Annotated in this window: 13 protein-coding genes; 5 read left to right on the top strand and 8 right to left on the bottom strand. The window is 70.5% G+C overall.

Going from position 1 to position 15156, the window contains the following annotated elements; genetic code table 11:
• Positions 1-19 precede the first annotated feature (19 nt).
• The 3 genes from tal to VKZ50_01610 all read right to left on the bottom strand — a co-directional run bounded on the left by tal (position 20) and on the right by VKZ50_01610 (position 4970).
• A complete protein-coding gene (gene tal / locus VKZ50_01620) occupies positions 20-1183 on the bottom strand; it encodes a transaldolase (protein ID HLJ58409.1) in 1164 nt (387 codons plus the stop codon).
• Between the two features lie 19 nt (positions 1184-1202).
• The gene (gene tkt, locus VKZ50_01615; protein ID HLJ58408.1) at positions 1203-3272 is read right to left on the bottom strand and encodes a transketolase; all 2070 of its coding nucleotides are present in this window, start codon (positions 3270-3272) and stop codon (positions 1203-1205) included.
• Positions 3273-3434: 162 nt separating this feature from the next.
• On the bottom strand, positions 3435-4970 hold the full coding sequence (locus VKZ50_01610) for a gluconokinase (GenBank protein ID HLJ58407.1): 1536 nt from the start codon (positions 4968-4970) through the stop codon (positions 3435-3437).
• 84 nt (positions 4971-5054) lie between these two features.
• Between VKZ50_01610 and VKZ50_01605 the strand changes: the two genes are divergently transcribed.
• The 3 genes from VKZ50_01605 to VKZ50_01595 all read left to right on the top strand — a co-directional run bounded on the left by VKZ50_01605 (position 5055) and on the right by VKZ50_01595 (position 7498).
• Positions 5055-5879, top strand: coding sequence for a dienelactone hydrolase family protein (locus VKZ50_01605; GenBank protein HLJ58406.1), 825 nt, complete (start codon positions 5055-5057; stop codon positions 5877-5879).
• A gap of 76 nt (positions 5880-5955) precedes the next feature.
• Positions 5956-6141, top strand: coding sequence for a hypothetical protein (locus VKZ50_01600; protein ID HLJ58405.1), 186 nt, complete (start codon positions 5956-5958; stop codon positions 6139-6141).
• Complete coding sequence (locus VKZ50_01595) at positions 6134-7498, top strand: amidase (protein HLJ58404.1); 1365 nt, start codon at positions 6134-6136, stop codon at positions 7496-7498. The genes VKZ50_01600 and VKZ50_01595 overlap by 8 nt, the downstream gene beginning before the upstream one ends.
• A gap of 65 nt (positions 7499-7563) precedes the next feature.
• Here the strand turns inward: VKZ50_01595 and VKZ50_01590 are convergent, their stop codons facing one another.
• The 4 genes from VKZ50_01590 to VKZ50_01575 all read right to left on the bottom strand — a co-directional run bounded on the left by VKZ50_01590 (position 7564) and on the right by VKZ50_01575 (position 11189).
• Entirely contained in the window at positions 7564-8013 is a 450-nt protein-coding gene (locus VKZ50_01590) for a J domain-containing protein (GenBank protein HLJ58403.1), read from the bottom strand.
• A gap of 34 nt (positions 8014-8047) precedes the next feature.
• Positions 8048-8365 (bottom strand): Lrp/AsnC ligand binding domain-containing protein, encoded by a 318-nt coding sequence (locus tag VKZ50_01585; protein HLJ58402.1) that lies wholly within the window; start codon positions 8363-8365, stop codon positions 8048-8050.
• A 51-nt stretch (positions 8366-8416) separates the two neighbouring features.
• On the bottom strand, positions 8417-9754 hold the full coding sequence (locus VKZ50_01580) for a M20/M25/M40 family metallo-hydrolase (protein HLJ58401.1): 1338 nt from the start codon (positions 9752-9754) through the stop codon (positions 8417-8419).
• Positions 9755-9953: 199 nt separating this feature from the next.
• Positions 9954-11189: a Zn-dependent hydrolase gene (locus tag VKZ50_01575; GenBank protein ID HLJ58400.1), complete on the bottom strand. Its 1236-nt coding sequence runs from the start codon at positions 11187-11189 to the stop codon at positions 9954-9956.
• A gap of 305 nt (positions 11190-11494) precedes the next feature.
• Between VKZ50_01575 and VKZ50_01570 the strand changes: the two genes are divergently transcribed.
• Both VKZ50_01570 and VKZ50_01565 read left to right on the top strand, forming a co-directional pair.
• The gene (locus VKZ50_01570; GenBank protein ID HLJ58399.1) at positions 11495-12145 is read left to right on the top strand and encodes a V-type ATP synthase subunit D; all 651 of its coding nucleotides are present in this window, start codon (positions 11495-11497) and stop codon (positions 12143-12145) included.
• 106 nt (positions 12146-12251) lie between these two features.
• Positions 12252-12686, top strand: coding sequence for a universal stress protein (locus VKZ50_01565; protein HLJ58398.1), 435 nt, complete (start codon positions 12252-12254; stop codon positions 12684-12686).
• A 50-nt stretch (positions 12687-12736) separates the two neighbouring features.
• Here the strand turns inward: VKZ50_01565 and VKZ50_01560 are convergent, their stop codons facing one another.
• Positions 12737-14743: a sigma 54-interacting transcriptional regulator gene (locus VKZ50_01560; GenBank protein HLJ58397.1), complete on the bottom strand. Its 2007-nt coding sequence runs from the start codon at positions 14741-14743 to the stop codon at positions 12737-12739.
• Between the last annotated feature and the right edge of the window lie 413 nt (positions 14744-15156).

Below are 15156 nucleotides of genomic sequence, written 5' to 3'. Positions count from 1 at the left end.
CGGGTGTGCGACCACGCGGTCAGCGGGGCGTGGCGGCCGCGCCCCGCCGCTTCGTCTCGATGCTGGCGAACAGCTCGTTGAACGATTGCGAGAACGACGCCACCCCGGCGTCGAGCAACATGAGAGTGACATCGTCGATGGGAACCCCCGCGGCGGCCAGATCGACCAGCACCTTGGCGGCCCCCTCCACGTCCTCCATCACGGCGCCCGGCGAGACGCGCCCGTGGTCGCGGAAGGCCGCGATCGTCTGGGGCGGCATCGTGTCCACCGTGTCGGGTCCCACAAGCGCCTCCGCGTACAGGAGATCCGGGTACGCCGGGTTCTTCGTGCTGGTGCTCGCCCACAGCGGACGCTGCACGCGCGCGCCCCGGCCCGCGAGCGTCTGAAACCTGGCGCCCGTGAAGGTCTCGCGGAACACCCGATAGGCGAGCTTAGCGTTCGCGATCGCGGCTTTGCCGAACAACGCCCGAAGCCGCGCGGCCTCCTCGGGGGCCGCGTCCTTGAGGCGCGCCTCGAGCCGCTTGTCCACCTCGGTATCGATCCGGCTGACGAAGAAGCTCGCGACCGACGCCACCTGGTGGAGCGATCCGCCCGCACCGGCCCGGCGCTCCAATCCCCGCAGGTAGGCCTCGATGACGCGGCGGTACATCTCCAGCGAGAAGATCAGCGTGATGTTGATGTTGCGCCCCTCCGCGATCATCTCCTCGATCGCCGGAATGCCCTCCGTGGTCGCGGGAATCTTGACCATAACGTTCGGCCGGTCGATGAGCGCCGACCACCGTCGCACGTCCTGGATCGTCCCCGCCGTGTCGTGCGCGAGGAGCGGGGACACCTCGATCGACACGTATCCGTCGGCGCCGCGCGTCTCATCGAACACCGGCCGCAGCACGTCCGCCGCCGCGCGGATGTCCGCGACGACCAGCGCTTCGTAGATCTCCCCGGCGCTTTTGCCCGCGGCGACGAGCGCGGCGATCGCCTCGTCGTACTCGGCGCCGCCCGAGATCGCCTTGTCGAAGATCGTCGGGTTGCTCGTGACCCCGGCGATGCCGTCGTCTGCGACGAGGCGCCCGAGCCCGCCGGACCGCAGCAGGCCGCGCTCGATAAAGTCCAGCCAGACGCTCTGCCCCACCTCTCGCAGCATGCGCAACGGATTCTTCGCGGTCGCCTGTCGGTTCTCAGTCATGACCGTCCCTCCTCAGGCCTCACCGGGTCCGATCCCACACGGTCTTTGCGGCCGCCACCACGCGCTCGACCGTGAACCCCAACTCGCGCATCACCACCGGCCCGGGCGCCGAGGCGCCGAACCGATTGAGCCCGATGATCACGCCGTCATCCCGCGCGTACCGCTCCCATCCGAAGGATGCCGCCGCTTCGACGGTCACGCGGGCCCGCACCGCCGGCGGCAGGACACGGTCGCGGTAGGCCTCGGGCTGGGCCTCAAACAGCTCCCAACAGGGCAACGATACGACGCGACACCGAATGCCCTCCGCGGTCAGCCGCGCGTGCGCCTCAAGCGCCAACGCGACCTCGGATCCGGTCGCGATCAGAATGGTGTCGGGCGATCCTCCGGCGGCGTCGGCCAACACGTACCCGCCCTTCTCGGTCCCCGAGGCAGCGCCGAGCCCCGTGCGGTCGAACACCGGCAGCTTTTGCCGCGAGAGCACAAGCGCTACCGGACCGGCCGTGTGCCGCAGCGCGACGCGCCACGCCTCGACGGTCTCGTTGGCATCGGCCGGCCGGAGCACGAGCAGGTTGGGGACCGCTCGGAGGCTGGCGAGGTGTTCCACGGGTTCGTGCGTCGGCCCGTCCTCACCGAGCGCGACGCTGTCGTGGGTCCAGACGTAGATGACCGGGAGATCGGACAGCGCCGCGAGGCGGACGCTCGGCCGCATGTAGTCGGAGAACACAAGGAACGTCGCCCCGAACGGCCGGACGCCGCCGTGCGCCGCCATGCCGTTGAGCGCCGCGCCCATGGCGTGTTCGCGGATGCCGAAGTGCACGTTCCGCCCCGCGTAGCCCCAGACGCCGCCGGCGCGACCCTGCGCGCTCGCGCTCCCGTCCGCCGCGGGGCTCTCGAAGTCGCCCGCGCCCTTGAGCATCGTGTGCGTCGAGGGGTCGAGATCCGCGGACCCGCCGATCAACGCGGGAACCGACGCGGCGATCGCGTTCATGACCTTCCCCGAGGCCTCCCGCGTGGCGAGGGGGCCGTCCCCCGGACCAAACGCCGGCAGCGCGGACTCCCAGCCCTCGGGAAGTCCGTTCGTGAACGCCTGTCCGAACGCCCGCCCGAGATCGGGGAACGCGGCCCGGTACGCGTCGAACCGCTTGCCCCACGCGTCCTCGAGCGCCGCGCCTCTCGGCACGGCCTCCCGAAAGTGCCGCAGCGCGTCGTCCGGAACGTAGAACGTCTTGTCTTCGGGCCACCCCAGCGCGCGCTTGGTGGCGCGCACCTCGTCGTCTCCGAGGGGTTCCCCGTGCGCCTGAAACGTGTCCTGGCGGTGCGGGCTGCCGTACCCGAGGTGTGTGCGCACGACGACGAGCGATGGACGGTCGTCCGCCGCCCGCGCCGCGGTCAGCGCGCGGTCCACCGCCGCAAGGTCGTTCCCGTCGGCGATGTGCTGGACGTGCCAGCCGTACCCTTCGAACCTGCGGCCGACGTCCTCGGTGTACGTGACGGAGGTCGTCGCCGACAGCGTCACGAGATTGGCGTCGTAGAGCCAGATCAGGCGCCCAAGCCGCAGGTGCCCCGCCAGCGAGGCCGCCTCGGCGGCCACCCCTTCCATGAGGTCGCCGTCGCTCGTGATCGCGTATGTGTAGTGATCCACGATGGTGTGCTCAGGCCGGTTGAACGTGGCGGCCAGCCACCGCTCGGCGATCGCCATCCCGACGGTGTTCCCGGCGCCCTGCCCGAGGGGGCCGGTGCTGACCTCTACCCCCGGCGCGCAGTGGCGCTCCGGATGCCCCGGCGTCCGGCTGCCCCACTGCCGGAACTGCCGGAGATCCTCTATCGTCAGGTCGTAGCCGGTGAGGTGGAGCAGACTGTACAAGAGCATACTGCCGTGCCCGGCGGAGAGCACGAACCGGTCGCGGTCGAGCCAGCCGGGGTTCTTGGGGTTGTACCGGAGATGGCGTGTCCACAGCACGTACGCCATCGCGGCCGCGCCCATCGGCATCCCGGGGTGCCCGGACTTCGCCTTCTGCACCGCGTCGATCGACAACGTGCGAATCGTGTTGACGCAGAGCTCGTCCAGCGTCTTGGTCTCGATCGCCATGCTCGCCTCCACGACCCTCGACGGGAGACCGCGGGTACGTCTCTCCGAGATGTCTCACAGAACATCGTATGCGATCGCAACGGGGCGTGATGCGCTTCAATCATATATTCTAAAGTTCGGACCGCCGGCTGTCACGCGTCCCGCCGGCGCCGGCCGAGGGGGTTACCCCGTGACGCGGTGCTGGAGCGGGGCGAGCGCCGCCTCCACGCGACGTTGCCGGGCCCGGGCCTCGCGGTAGCGCGCGTGTCTTTCCGCGTCGGGGGCGTACACGCGCCCAGACGCAGCCAGCGCGAGGTCGACCGGCGATGTGCCCACCGCCTCGAGGGCTAAGAGCGCGGCGCCCCGACTACTACCCTCCGCTTCGTCCGAAACCACGACCTCGTGGCCGAAGACGTCGGCGATGATCTGCATCCACGCCGGTGACCGGGCGGGGGCGCCCCCGCTCGCGACGATCTCTCGCACCTCCGGAAACGCCTCTCGGACAAGGTCCCAGATCAGTGCGAAGCGGTACGCCACCGCCTCCAGCGCCGCCTGCATGAGATCCAGCGGGTCCGTCCGGAGCGTCATTCCCACGATCGCGCCCCGGACGGCCAGGGGCCAGTCCGGGCTGCGTTCGCCGGCGAAGAACGGCAGCACCACGAGCCCGTGCCCGTCCGGCGGCCGGTCGAGCAGCGCGCGGTCCACGTCTGCCGGAGCGCCCAGTGCCGCGCGGTCCTCGACCCACCGGTGCACGCTGCCGCCGTTGCTGAGCGCTCCGCCGACCAGGACGCGCGAGCGGTCCGCGCGGTAGACCCAGAGCCCGCGGGGGACGTCCGGGACGGGACCGGACCGCAGCACGCGAATCGCACCGGTCGTGCCGATCGACAGCGCGGCGCGTCCCGGACCGATGCACCCGGTCCCGATGTTGGCGAGCGCGCCGTCGCCGGCTGCCGGGAGCCACGGAATCTCCGCGAGCGCCGGCCACCGCCTCGCGAACGACGGCCGCAGCCCTCGAAACGGCGTGTCGACGTCGACGAGCGGCGACAGCCGATCCGCGGTCAGGCCGAGGACCGCAAGCAGCTCCTCGTCCCAGGTGCAGCGCCGCTGGTCGAGCAGACCGGTACCCGACGCCATGGAGATGCTGCAGGCGGTCCGGCCGAAGCACCGCAGCGACAGGTACTCTCCGATGCTGACCCAGCGCGTCGCCGCGCGGTGACGATCGGGAAACGCATCCCGCAACCACAGGAGGCGCGCCGCCGGGTAGCTCGGGTGAAAGACGCACCCCGTCCGGCGCCACAGCGCCTCCTGGTCGAAGCGCGCGCGCAGGACCGCCGCCGCGCCGGCGCTCCGTTCGTCGGCCCACGAGTACAACGGGGTGACGGACCGGTCCGCCGGCCCGATCCCCATGATGTTGTGCCAGAACGTGGACACGCCGACCGCGCGCACCTCCGGCGCGCGATCCCCGACGCCGGCCAGCGCCTGATCGATCGCCGCGAACGTCCCCTCCAGGATCATCTCGGGGTCGACCTCGACGCCGCCAGTGGGGGTCCGGTGCCACGCGTACGCGAACCGTCCCTCGGACCCGTCGATCTCGCGGCCGAGACGATCGTAGCCGATCGCCCGGACAGAGGAACTCCCGAGATCGAGCGCCAGCACCAGCGGCGCCTCAGCGTACCGCGCGGACACCGTCGACATCCCGAGAGGAAGTTTCCGTCCCATGCGCCAACACCCCTGTCCGTGACCACGCACGGCGAGACGCCCCGGGCGGGCGCGCGGCGCGCCACGGCGCCCCGACGTCGGCGAGTGCGTGCGGTCGCGCGCACGCTCGCGGTCCTTGCCGCCGTGTTGGCGGTCGCCGCGTCCCCCCCGACCGGTCGCGCGGAGGCACTCCAGCCGCAGGAACGCATCACCTTCCAGAGCCTCTCGCCGTCGCTCGCCGAGCCGGTGCCCGCCACCCTGTACCGGCCCGACGGCCCCGCACCGTTTCCGTCGATCGTGCTGCTGCACGGATGCGAAGGCATCACGAACACGGAACGCACGTGGGCGTCGTGGTTCCTCAGCGCCGGCTACGAAGTCGTCATGCCGGACAGCCTCGCGCCCCGGGGCACGCGGGGCCTGTGCGCCGCAGGAGAATCGTCGTTCCGCGATCACGCGCTCGACGCGCTCGGCGCGTTGATCGCCCTCCGCTCCCACCCTGGGACAGACCCGGCGCGCATCGCCGTCATCGGATGGTCGCACGGCGGCGGCGCGACCCTGGAGGCAGCCAGCGCGCAGATGGTGGCCGCGGTCAAGCCGCCCGGGGGCGGCTTCGCGGCGGCGATCGCCGTGTATCCGCACTGCGCGTCGTTTCTGCCGGGCGGCATCGCCTCGCCGCTGCTGATCCTGGCGGGAGGCGCGGACGACGAGGAGCCGCCCGCCGGGTGCGTGGTCCGCGCAACCCAACTCAGGAACGCCGGCGCGCCGATCGACTGGCACGTCTATCCGGAGGCGACGCATGTGTTCGACATGCCCGGGCCGGATCGGATCGTTCGGCAGAACAACCGGACGTTCCACCTCCGCTACGATGAGACAGCCACTCAGGACGCCCGTACGCGCATCGCTCAGTTTCTCACCGAGCACCTGCGCTGAGCCCGCGCGGCCGCTGGAGGAACTCCGGCGCCCGCGGACCAAGACCCCTGTACCGCGGGGGCAAAGGAGGCGAGGCATGGAGCGTGACGCGTCGGCGTTGGCGTGGACTCGCGTGCTACTGGCCCTCCCCACGGAGACGGGCCGGTACTTCGACGATGAGTTCGAGGCGGTCAGGCGCCGCATCAAGGCGGTGCACGGTGCGCCCGTCACGCACGACACCGAACCCGCCGGCGCTCCGCGGCTGCGGCGCGACGATGACTGAGCCGTACGCGCTGTCGCTCAGCGAGGCGGCGGCCGCCGTCGCAAACCGCCGGCTGTCGCCGGTCGAGTTGCTCGACTCGACGCTCGGCCACATCGAGCGGGTCGAGCCCCGCGTGCTCGCGTGGGCGCGCCTCCGGCCGGAGGAGGCGCGTCGGCAGGCCGAACGCCTCGGCGCGACCGCGGCGATCGGCCCGCTGCACGGGATCCCGGTGGGCGTCAAGGACATCTTCTACACCGCGGGCATCGAAACGTCGTGCGGGTCGCGCATCATGGCCGGTTTCGTCCCGACGTACGACGCCACGACGGTCGTGCGCCTGCGTGAGGCCGGCGCGATCCTCCTCGGCAAGACGCACACCACGGAGTTCGCGTCGTTCGACCCGTCGCCCGCCCGCAATCCCTGGGCGCTCGACCACACCCCCGGGGGATCGAGCAGCGGGTCCGCCGCAGCACTCGCCGCGCGCATGTGCCACGGCGCGCTCGGCACGCAAACCTCCGGGTCGATCGTGCGGCCCGCCGCGTTCTGCGGGATCGTCGGGCTCAAGCCGACGTTCGGGCGCGTCAGCCGGTACGGCGTTCACCCGCTCGCCTGGACACTCGACCATCCAGGCCCCATGGGCCGCACCGTGCGCGATGTCGCGCTCCTGCTCGACGCGATCGCCGGTGCGGACCCAAACGATCCTGCGACGCTCTCGGCGCCCCCGGCCGAGCGCTACGTGTTGGCGCTTGACGACGCCGGCGCGGGGGAACGGGGGCTGCACCGCCTGCGGATCGGCGTGCCGGACCGCTACTTTTTCGACGGGCTGGACATCGAAGCCGCAGGCGCCTATCGCGCCGCGTTGAGCACGCTCGGCGAGCTCGGCAGCACGGTCCGCGACGTGCGACTCCCGGACCTGTTCGAGGCGGGGATGGACGCCCACGACCTCATCCACAACGTCGAGGCGGCGGCGGTGCACGTGGATCGCTACCGGACGTGCGCCGCGGACTACGGGCAGAAACTCCGGGCATTCATCGAGACCGGATTTCAGGTCCCGGCGCCGACGTACGTCCGCGCCCAACAGGTGCGGACCAAGCTGATCGAGGCGATGCGCGAGTTGTTCCGGGACGTCGACGTGCTGGCCACCCCGGCGGCGCCGGGGCCGGCTCCCGAGGGCCTGGCGTCCACCGGATCGCCGGTCATGAACCGGCCGTTCAGCTTCCTGGGCTTCCCGAGCCTCACCGTACCGTGCGGCCTGACGCTGCACGGGCTCCCGCTCGGCCTACAGCTCGCCGGACGCCCGTTCGAGGAGTCGACGATTCTCCGGGTCGCCGCCGCATACGAGGGCGCGACGTCCTGGAGCGAAGCCGTGCCGCCACTGTAGCGTGGGCGCGTCGGAACCCGCGGTGACACGCGCACCCCGGTGTGGCTCCGCGGAGTCAGGCCGCCTCAGCGTCCGCCGAGCACAGCCACCTGGCTCCAGATCCGCAGCAGGACGCCGACCATCGCCGCGAGGTCGGCCAGGCTGAGCACGGGGTTTTCGAGCAGCCGGGCGAGGACCATGCCTGCGGCGATCACGGCGGCGGAGAGCATGAGCTTGCGGAGAAACGCCGCGACCTGATCGGGCTCGCCGCCTCTCCCGCCGGCCGGGGTGGGCGCGAACCCTCCTCTTGCGGCCTGTCCCCCCCGCGCGCGGTCGTAGGCGCCGCGGAGATCCGGGTCTCCCAGCACGGCGTAGGCTTCGTTGATCAGTTTCGCCCGTTCTTCGTCTCCGCCGAGATCGGGGTGGGCGCCCATCTCGCCCATGAGGGTGCGGTACGCCTTCTTGACCATCTCCTGAGAGGCGCGCGGGTGCACCTGAAGAATCTCATAGTAGTCGATCTCCGGCCGGAACCGCATCGTCGCGCCACCATTGTAGCATGCATGGCGCGCGCTATCGTCCGTGCGGCCCCGGCCCTGACGCCCCCGGATCTTCCTCGAGGCCAACGGAGAACGACCGCTCGAGCAGCGACTCCGGAAACGCCCGGAACGCCAGATGGGTGTTCGTCCGCGTGATCCCGGGGATCTCCACCATTCTCCCCGTCACCGTGTCGGCGAGTTCGGTGTAGTCCTTCAGCCGCAGCACCGCGATGATATCCCACTCACCGGTCACCGAATAGACCTCCGCAACGCCGGCAATCTCGGCGAGTTGCCGCGCAACCTCCTGGGTACGCCGCCGCTCGGTCTGGATCATCACAAACGCGGTGAACATCGTGCCTCCTCCTTCGACCCTGCGCTTGGGTCGCTCCCCGCCGACGCCGTGCTAGCTCGATGCGGCGAGCCGGTCCGCGATCCCGAGGTATGTCGCCGTTTGCACGACCAGATCCCGCACCGCGACCGACTCGTTCGGCCCGTGCGCGCGATGCCGCGACGGGTCGCTCTCGGGGGCCCCCGGCGAGAATCCGTACGCCCGCACCCCGAGCGCGCGCACGAACCGGGAATCGGTGAACCCGCCGCTGATGCTTGGGACGACCTCGACCGTCCGGCCGATCGCGCGGGCGAGCGCATCCTGGAACACGGCCACGAGGTCGGCGGGGGCATCCGATTTGTTGGACACCGCCGTCTGGTCCACGCGGACGTCGGCGCCGGCGAGCAGGCGCTGCGCGAGCTCCTGCACGTACGCCGGCCCCTGATGGGGCAGCGCCCGGACGTCGCAGGTCAACCGGCACGCATCGGGCACGCTGTTCGACTTAACCCCGCCCGAGACCAGCGTCGGGGTGATGACGAGGCGCGAGGTCTGCCGCACGTGGTCGGCGAGGCGCGGATGGGACGGCGCGAGGCGCGCGATCACCGCGTCGACCGTGGCCGGCGTGACCGGGCCGACTGCACGGGAGAGCGCCTCGAAGACCGGCGCGCCGGTGTCCCGCTCCGGCTCGTACCCCTGCAGGCGGGCCAGCGCCGCCGCGACTTTGTAGAACGCGTTGTCGCCCTCCCACGGACGCGCCGCGTGGGCGCCGCGCCCGTGAAACGTCGCGGTCACCTCGTACCTGCCCTTTTCGCCGACACCGAGCAGGCACCAGTCGCGACCGGGCGCCGGCACGAACGTCCCCCCACCTTCGTTGAGGCAGCACTGCGCCTGGAACCAATCGGGATGTGTCTTCGCCACCCACCCGGCGCCGTAGGCTCCTCCGGCCTCCTCGTCCGCGACGCAGACGAACCCCACACCGTGCGCGAGCGGCACCCCGAGCCGCCGCAGCAGGATCAGCGTCATCGCCTGCGCCGCGACCGTGCCCTTCATGTCGGCGGCACCGCGGCCGTGGAGATATCCGTCCTCGACCGCACCGGCGAACGGCTGGTGGGTCCACTGCGCAGCGTCGCCTGCGGGCACGACGTCGGTGTGCGACAACAAGACGAGAGCCGTCCTCCCGCTCCGCCCGGGAACCGTCGCGAAGAGATTGCCACGCTCCGGGACGCGCCCGTGGATTTCAGACTCGACCCCGGCGGCTCGGAGGATGCGCTGCAACAGGGTCGCCGCCTCGGTCTCGTTGCCCGTCGGCATCACACCCGTGTTCGTCGTGTCGATCCTGACCAAATCGCGCGCCAGCGCGACGATCTCCTCACCGTGCTCTTCGGCAATCCGGCCAACATCGGGTGCGGGCATCCGATCCCTCCGCGAAACGCTCTCGGGCGACCTCCTGCGGCCGCTGACGGAACCTTCCCGCAGGCTCGCGATGCCTCCTCCCGGGCGAACCCGAAGCGGCCGTGTCGCATGGGTCGCATCGGGCGCGGCAGCGCGCCGCGGCCGTTCTCGCAAGATCCACCACAGACGCCGGAGCGCGATCGCGCGCAGGGGCGGCGGATTACCCGGCGAGCGTGCGCGCGGCTTCGAGGAGCACGGCGGTGCCGCGTGCACAGGCCTCCGGTTCGGTCCACTCGCGCTCGTTGTGGCTCAGGCCGCCGACACTCGGCACGAAGATCATGCCGGCCGGGAAGCGATCCGCCACGTACTTGGCGTCGTGTCCCGCGCCCGCCCACAACCGGCGGCTGGAGTAGCCCAGGGTTCGCGCCGCTTGGGACACGGCCTCGATCACGATCGGCGAGAACGAGGTCGCCGGGCTCCGCCAGAACTCTTCCACGCGGACCTCAACTCCGTCCCGGCGTGCGGCGTCCGCGCACCGATCGCGGAACGCGGCACGCGCGCGATCCAGATCCTCACCCCGCGGCGCCCGGAGATCGGCGGTCAACCGCACCGACCCGGGCACCACGTTGACCGCGTTCGGCACCACCTCGAGCCGTCCCACCGTGCCACGGACACCCGGCACCGCCTGGGCCGCTTCCCGGAGGGCGAGCACGACCCGCGCCGCCGCGACCAAGGCATCCCGCCGATCGGCGATCGGCGTCGGGCCCGCGTGCGCGGCGCGTCCGACGACGTCGACCCGGCTCCACGAGATTTCCTCCACACCCTCGACGACCCCGATCTCATCGCCCGCGCGCTCCAGGACCGGCCCCTGCTCGACGTGGAGTTCCAGGTACGCGGCGGCCGCGGCGAGCCGATGGGTCGCGTCACCGGCGTAGCCGATGCGCCGCAGTTCGGCTCCAAACGTGCGCCCGTCGAGATCGGGCGTCGCGTACGCCTGCTCCAGCGTAAACTGCCCGCACACGACGCCGCTCGCCAGCATCGCCGGAGCGAACCGAACGCCCTCTTCGTTCGTCCAGCAGACGACCTCGAGCGGATGCCGCGTCACGATGTCCGCGTCGTTCAGCGCGCGCACAACCTCGAGTGCCGCGAGCACACCGAGCGCGCCGTCAAACCGCCCCCCGGTGGGCACGGTATCGAGGTGGGAGCCCATGACCACCGGCGGTAGGACCACGACGGCACCGAGGCGTCGCCCGTAGATGTTCCCTAAGTCGTCCACGCGGACCGCGCAATCCGCGTCCTCGAGCCAGCGGACGAGTAAGTCCCGAGCGGCCCGGTCTTCATCGGTCAGCGCGAGACGCCGCACCCCTCCGGCGGGCGTGGCGCCGATCTCGGCCATCGCCGTGAGCGCGGCCCAGAGCCGGTCGCCGTCGACACGAGCAGGAGAGGTGGAGGTCACGAGATCCGGGTTCGCCGGGCCGGCGGTCGCTCCTTGAGTGCCCGGCGCCGGAATGTGACCGTCCGGCCGCCCAGCGAGTGTCCGCGGTCGTCCCCCGGATGCCTCGTGTGGCCGCCTGCTGGAGCCCGGATGAGTGCGCCGGCGCCACGCAAGTGCCGACACGAGAACCGGGGTGCGCGCCCGCCGCCCCCCCAACGGAAGTATTTGGGAATCCCGTGTGGTACGTTGAGATCGGGCCCGGTGAGCGCGCTGTGACCGCGCCGGGAAACGCGGTTGTTCGGCGCTCCATGGGAGTGCGGGCGTAGATGAGCGACACGATCAGTCCCACGCGAATGAATCTGCTGCAGCGCAGGAGCCGGATGGCCCAAGCCCTGCAAGCTGCCGATCTCCTCACGCGGAAGCGCGACGCCCTCGCATCCAATTTTTGGGACCTCGTTCGGCAAGCGCACATCGCTCGAACCCGATTGATCCGGATTGCAGACGCGTCCTATCGGATCCTGAGCGTCGCCAAAGCGGTCGAGGGGCCGGAAGTGCTGGAATCTGTGGCGTTCGTGGACACTCGAAATCTGTCGGTCGAGATCGGCACGAACAATCTGTGGGGTGTTCAGGTTCCCGCGGTAACGGGAAACGGCGTACACAGGACCATGCTCGAGCGGGGACACGATCCGATCGCCGTCTCGTGGCGTGCCGTCGAATGCGCGAATCACTTCGAGGAACTGGTGTCCGTCCTGCTGAGCGCCGCAGGCACCGAGGCGACGATGGCCAAGGTCGGTGATGAGATTAGGAAGACGACCCGCCGGGTGAACGCGCTTGAACAGATCCTGATCCCCCGCCTGCGTGAGGAGATCCAGCAGATCGCCGCCAAGTTGGAGGAACGGGCGCGGGAAGACGTATTTCGGCTCAAGCGGGTCAAGAAGAAGCTTGCGGACGGGCCCGGGCGGGACCGTCCTCCGTGAGACAAGCGGCCGGGACCATCGTTGGGGCGCGCGTTGTGGATCCCGGGTCCGGTCGAAGGTTGCGGCCGGGGAAGCCTTGACGGATCACACGGAGGGAGGCGGAACAATGCGAGTTGTCATCGGCACGGATGGGTCGCCCCACGCGGACCGAGCGGTCCTCTGGGTGGCGCGATGGGGGCACACGTTCGGCGGCCTCGACGTGACCCTGATCAACGTGGGCCATATCCCGCACGCACCGGCCGTCGGGCCCGGCGTGCACCGCCTCTCCGACTTTCGTATCATTGCCGAGCGGCTCGAATCCGAAGGCGAAGACATCCTCGTCCACGCCGCGCGTGCATTCACGGAACATGGGACACACGTGACGACGGTGTATCGGACTGGAGACCCGGCCGAGGAGATCCTCAAACTCGCGCAGGAGGTCCGTGCAGATCTGATCGTCCTTGGCCGGCGAGGCCTCGGCCGGATCGGGGGATTGGTCCTCGGGAGCGTGAGCGAACGGGTCCTCCACGGCGCCCATTGCTCCGTGGTGATCGCGCGCTAGATCCGCTCGGAGGACCCGGTCCCCACCCTCGCCACGTCGGGACGCCGGCCTCAGCCGGCCGCGCGCGGCCGGTCCGTGCCGAAATCCTTCGCGCTGAGACCGAGCTCCCGCATCTTCCGCCACAGGGTTGTCCGACCGATCCCGAGGAGCTCGGCTGCACGACTCAGGTTACCCTGCGTGAACCGCGCCGCGCTCAGAATCGCTACCTCTTCCGCCTGCGCGAGGCTCCGGACCGGTTCGGCGATCGGTTTGTTCGGCACCTTCGCGTGCGGCCGACGCACGCTGTCCGGCAGGTGCGCGGGCTGGATCGCACGTCCCATGCACCGGAGTGCCGCGCGCTCGATCGCCGCCTCGAGTTCGCTGATGTTGCCCGGCCACGGATAGGCGCGCAGCAGGCGCCTTGCGGCGGCCGTCATCGACAGCGGACGCCCGATCTGCGCGCTCAACTGCTCCAGCAAGTGATCGATCAACAACGGCAGGTCCTCCGGACGTTCGCGGAGCGGCCGAGGCATGATCACAAACGAACTCAAACGGAAGAGCAGGTCGGGGCGAAACGCCCCTTCCGCGACGCGTGCCTCGAGATCGACTTCCGTGGACGCGATCACCCGCATGTCGACGGGAACCGTGCGCGTGCCACCGAGGCGGGTCACCTCGCCCGATTCGATGACTGCGAGCAACGCGGCCTGCATCTCGAGCGGCAGCGCCTCGACGTCTTCGAGGAGCAGCGTGCCGCCATCCGCCAACTCAAACTTACTCGGCTGCCCGGTCGAACGCCCGCTGTTGAACGCCCCCGCGGCGAACCCGAGGAACTCGCCGAGCACGAGGGCGCGGGGGATCGCGCCGCAGTTGATCGCGATGAACGGACCGTCCGCGCGCGCGCCGCTGTTGTGGATCGCGCGCGCGAGCGGGTTCTTGTTGGTACCGCTCTCTCCGATCAACAGCACGCATCCCCGCGCGTTTGCCGCGGCGAGCGCCTGCCGTCTCACGCGCCGCGCGGCCGGCCCGTGCCCGACGATGTCGTCGAGCGTGAGACGGGCCTGCGCGCCGAGCTGACGGTGCACCAACTGACGCACCCGCTCGATCCGCTGCAGCGTCGCGATGTAGACCGCGGGATCACCCTGTCGCGTGCGGATGATGCGCAGGCTGACGAGACACTCGACGGGTCGGCCCTGCACGGCCAGCGTGGCCTCGACGTCGTGCAGTTCCTCCCCAAGGACGAGTGCGCGCGCAAATCCCTGCTGCAGCGTCAGATACTCCGCGAGCGGCCGCCCGACGACCATCGTCGGCGTGAGCCCGAGGAGCAACCCGGCACGGTGGTTGAGGTGCGTGATCACCCCCCCGGCCGTCCACGCGAGCACGCCCTCGGAGATCGCGTCCATCGTCTCGTTCAGCTCGGTGGCCTGCGTGTTGGCCTCGTGGATGAACAGGTCCGCCTGCAGCTGGTTCTCGATCGCCTTGGCCGCGCCCACCACGATCCCCAACACGTGGCGGCTGTGCCGGTCCACCGGACCAAGGAGGCCGATCACCCCGACGGGGCCTCCGTCCAGGTCGAAGATCGACGCGGCCGCCGATCCGAGTGCGTGGAAGCATTGCAGGAAGTGTTCGGGCCCGACGATCTGGACGGGCGCACGCTCGATCAGTGCCACCGAGAACGCCGTGGTCCCGATGCGCGTCTCGTCGAGAAACGCCCCGCGGCGGAATCCCAGGTGCGTGGCTGCCGCTACGGCCTCGCGGTCGCCCAACATCTCCAGTAGACAGTTGGTGCTGTCGCAAAACAGCAGCGCGGCCCCGGCGCCCTCGATGTACTGGTGAACGTCCTCCATCAGCGGCCGGGCGATCGCCCGCATAGAAGCGTGCTGGTTCAGCGTCAATGGAAGGACGTCGTCACTGAGGTACGCCCATTGCGGCGCGCCAAGCGGGTTCAACCGGGGGGCACACCGCTTCCAGGAGACCGCGACCAGCGGGTCGAGGCCCGCGCCGAGCTGACCGGTCTCCGTGAAGCGCGTCCAGGCGTCACACACAACCGCGAGGTCATTCGAACGGTCTGACGGTTGCATGGAGGCTCCTCCGTCCCGCCGGGGACATCGCGCTGCACCTCGGCAGCGTCCGGCGAGCACGCACGTCCCGGTGCGCGCACGGTCGCCCACGTCCGCGAATCTTCCGTCAAGAACCGTATTTCGCGCACCCGGCCGGTCTTCCCCTGCCCCAGCTCTGGAGGCTCCAGGACCCCCGGGACCCCGGCGGACGTTCGCGGGCCTGGGCGCGGCGAACAGCATCTCTAGCAGGATGCTGAAAAAGCAGGCATCCGACAAGATGTGATGAATTGATGCTGCGACACTTCGCTGCTCATACACACCACCTGTCGGAGGACCCTCGCATGTGCGGTGACGACCTGCACCAAGACGCGATGTTCAGCTACATCTCGCCCGAGCAACGCGTGCCCCCGGATCACCCGCTCCGCACGATCCGG

This window comes from bacterium, assembly GCA_035295165.1.
GTDB lineage: Bacteria > Sysuimicrobiota > Sysuimicrobiia > Sysuimicrobiales > Segetimicrobiaceae > JAJPIA01.
The sequence above is the reverse complement of the archived record's forward strand: the minus strand, read 5'-3'. Positions and strand labels throughout refer to the sequence as shown.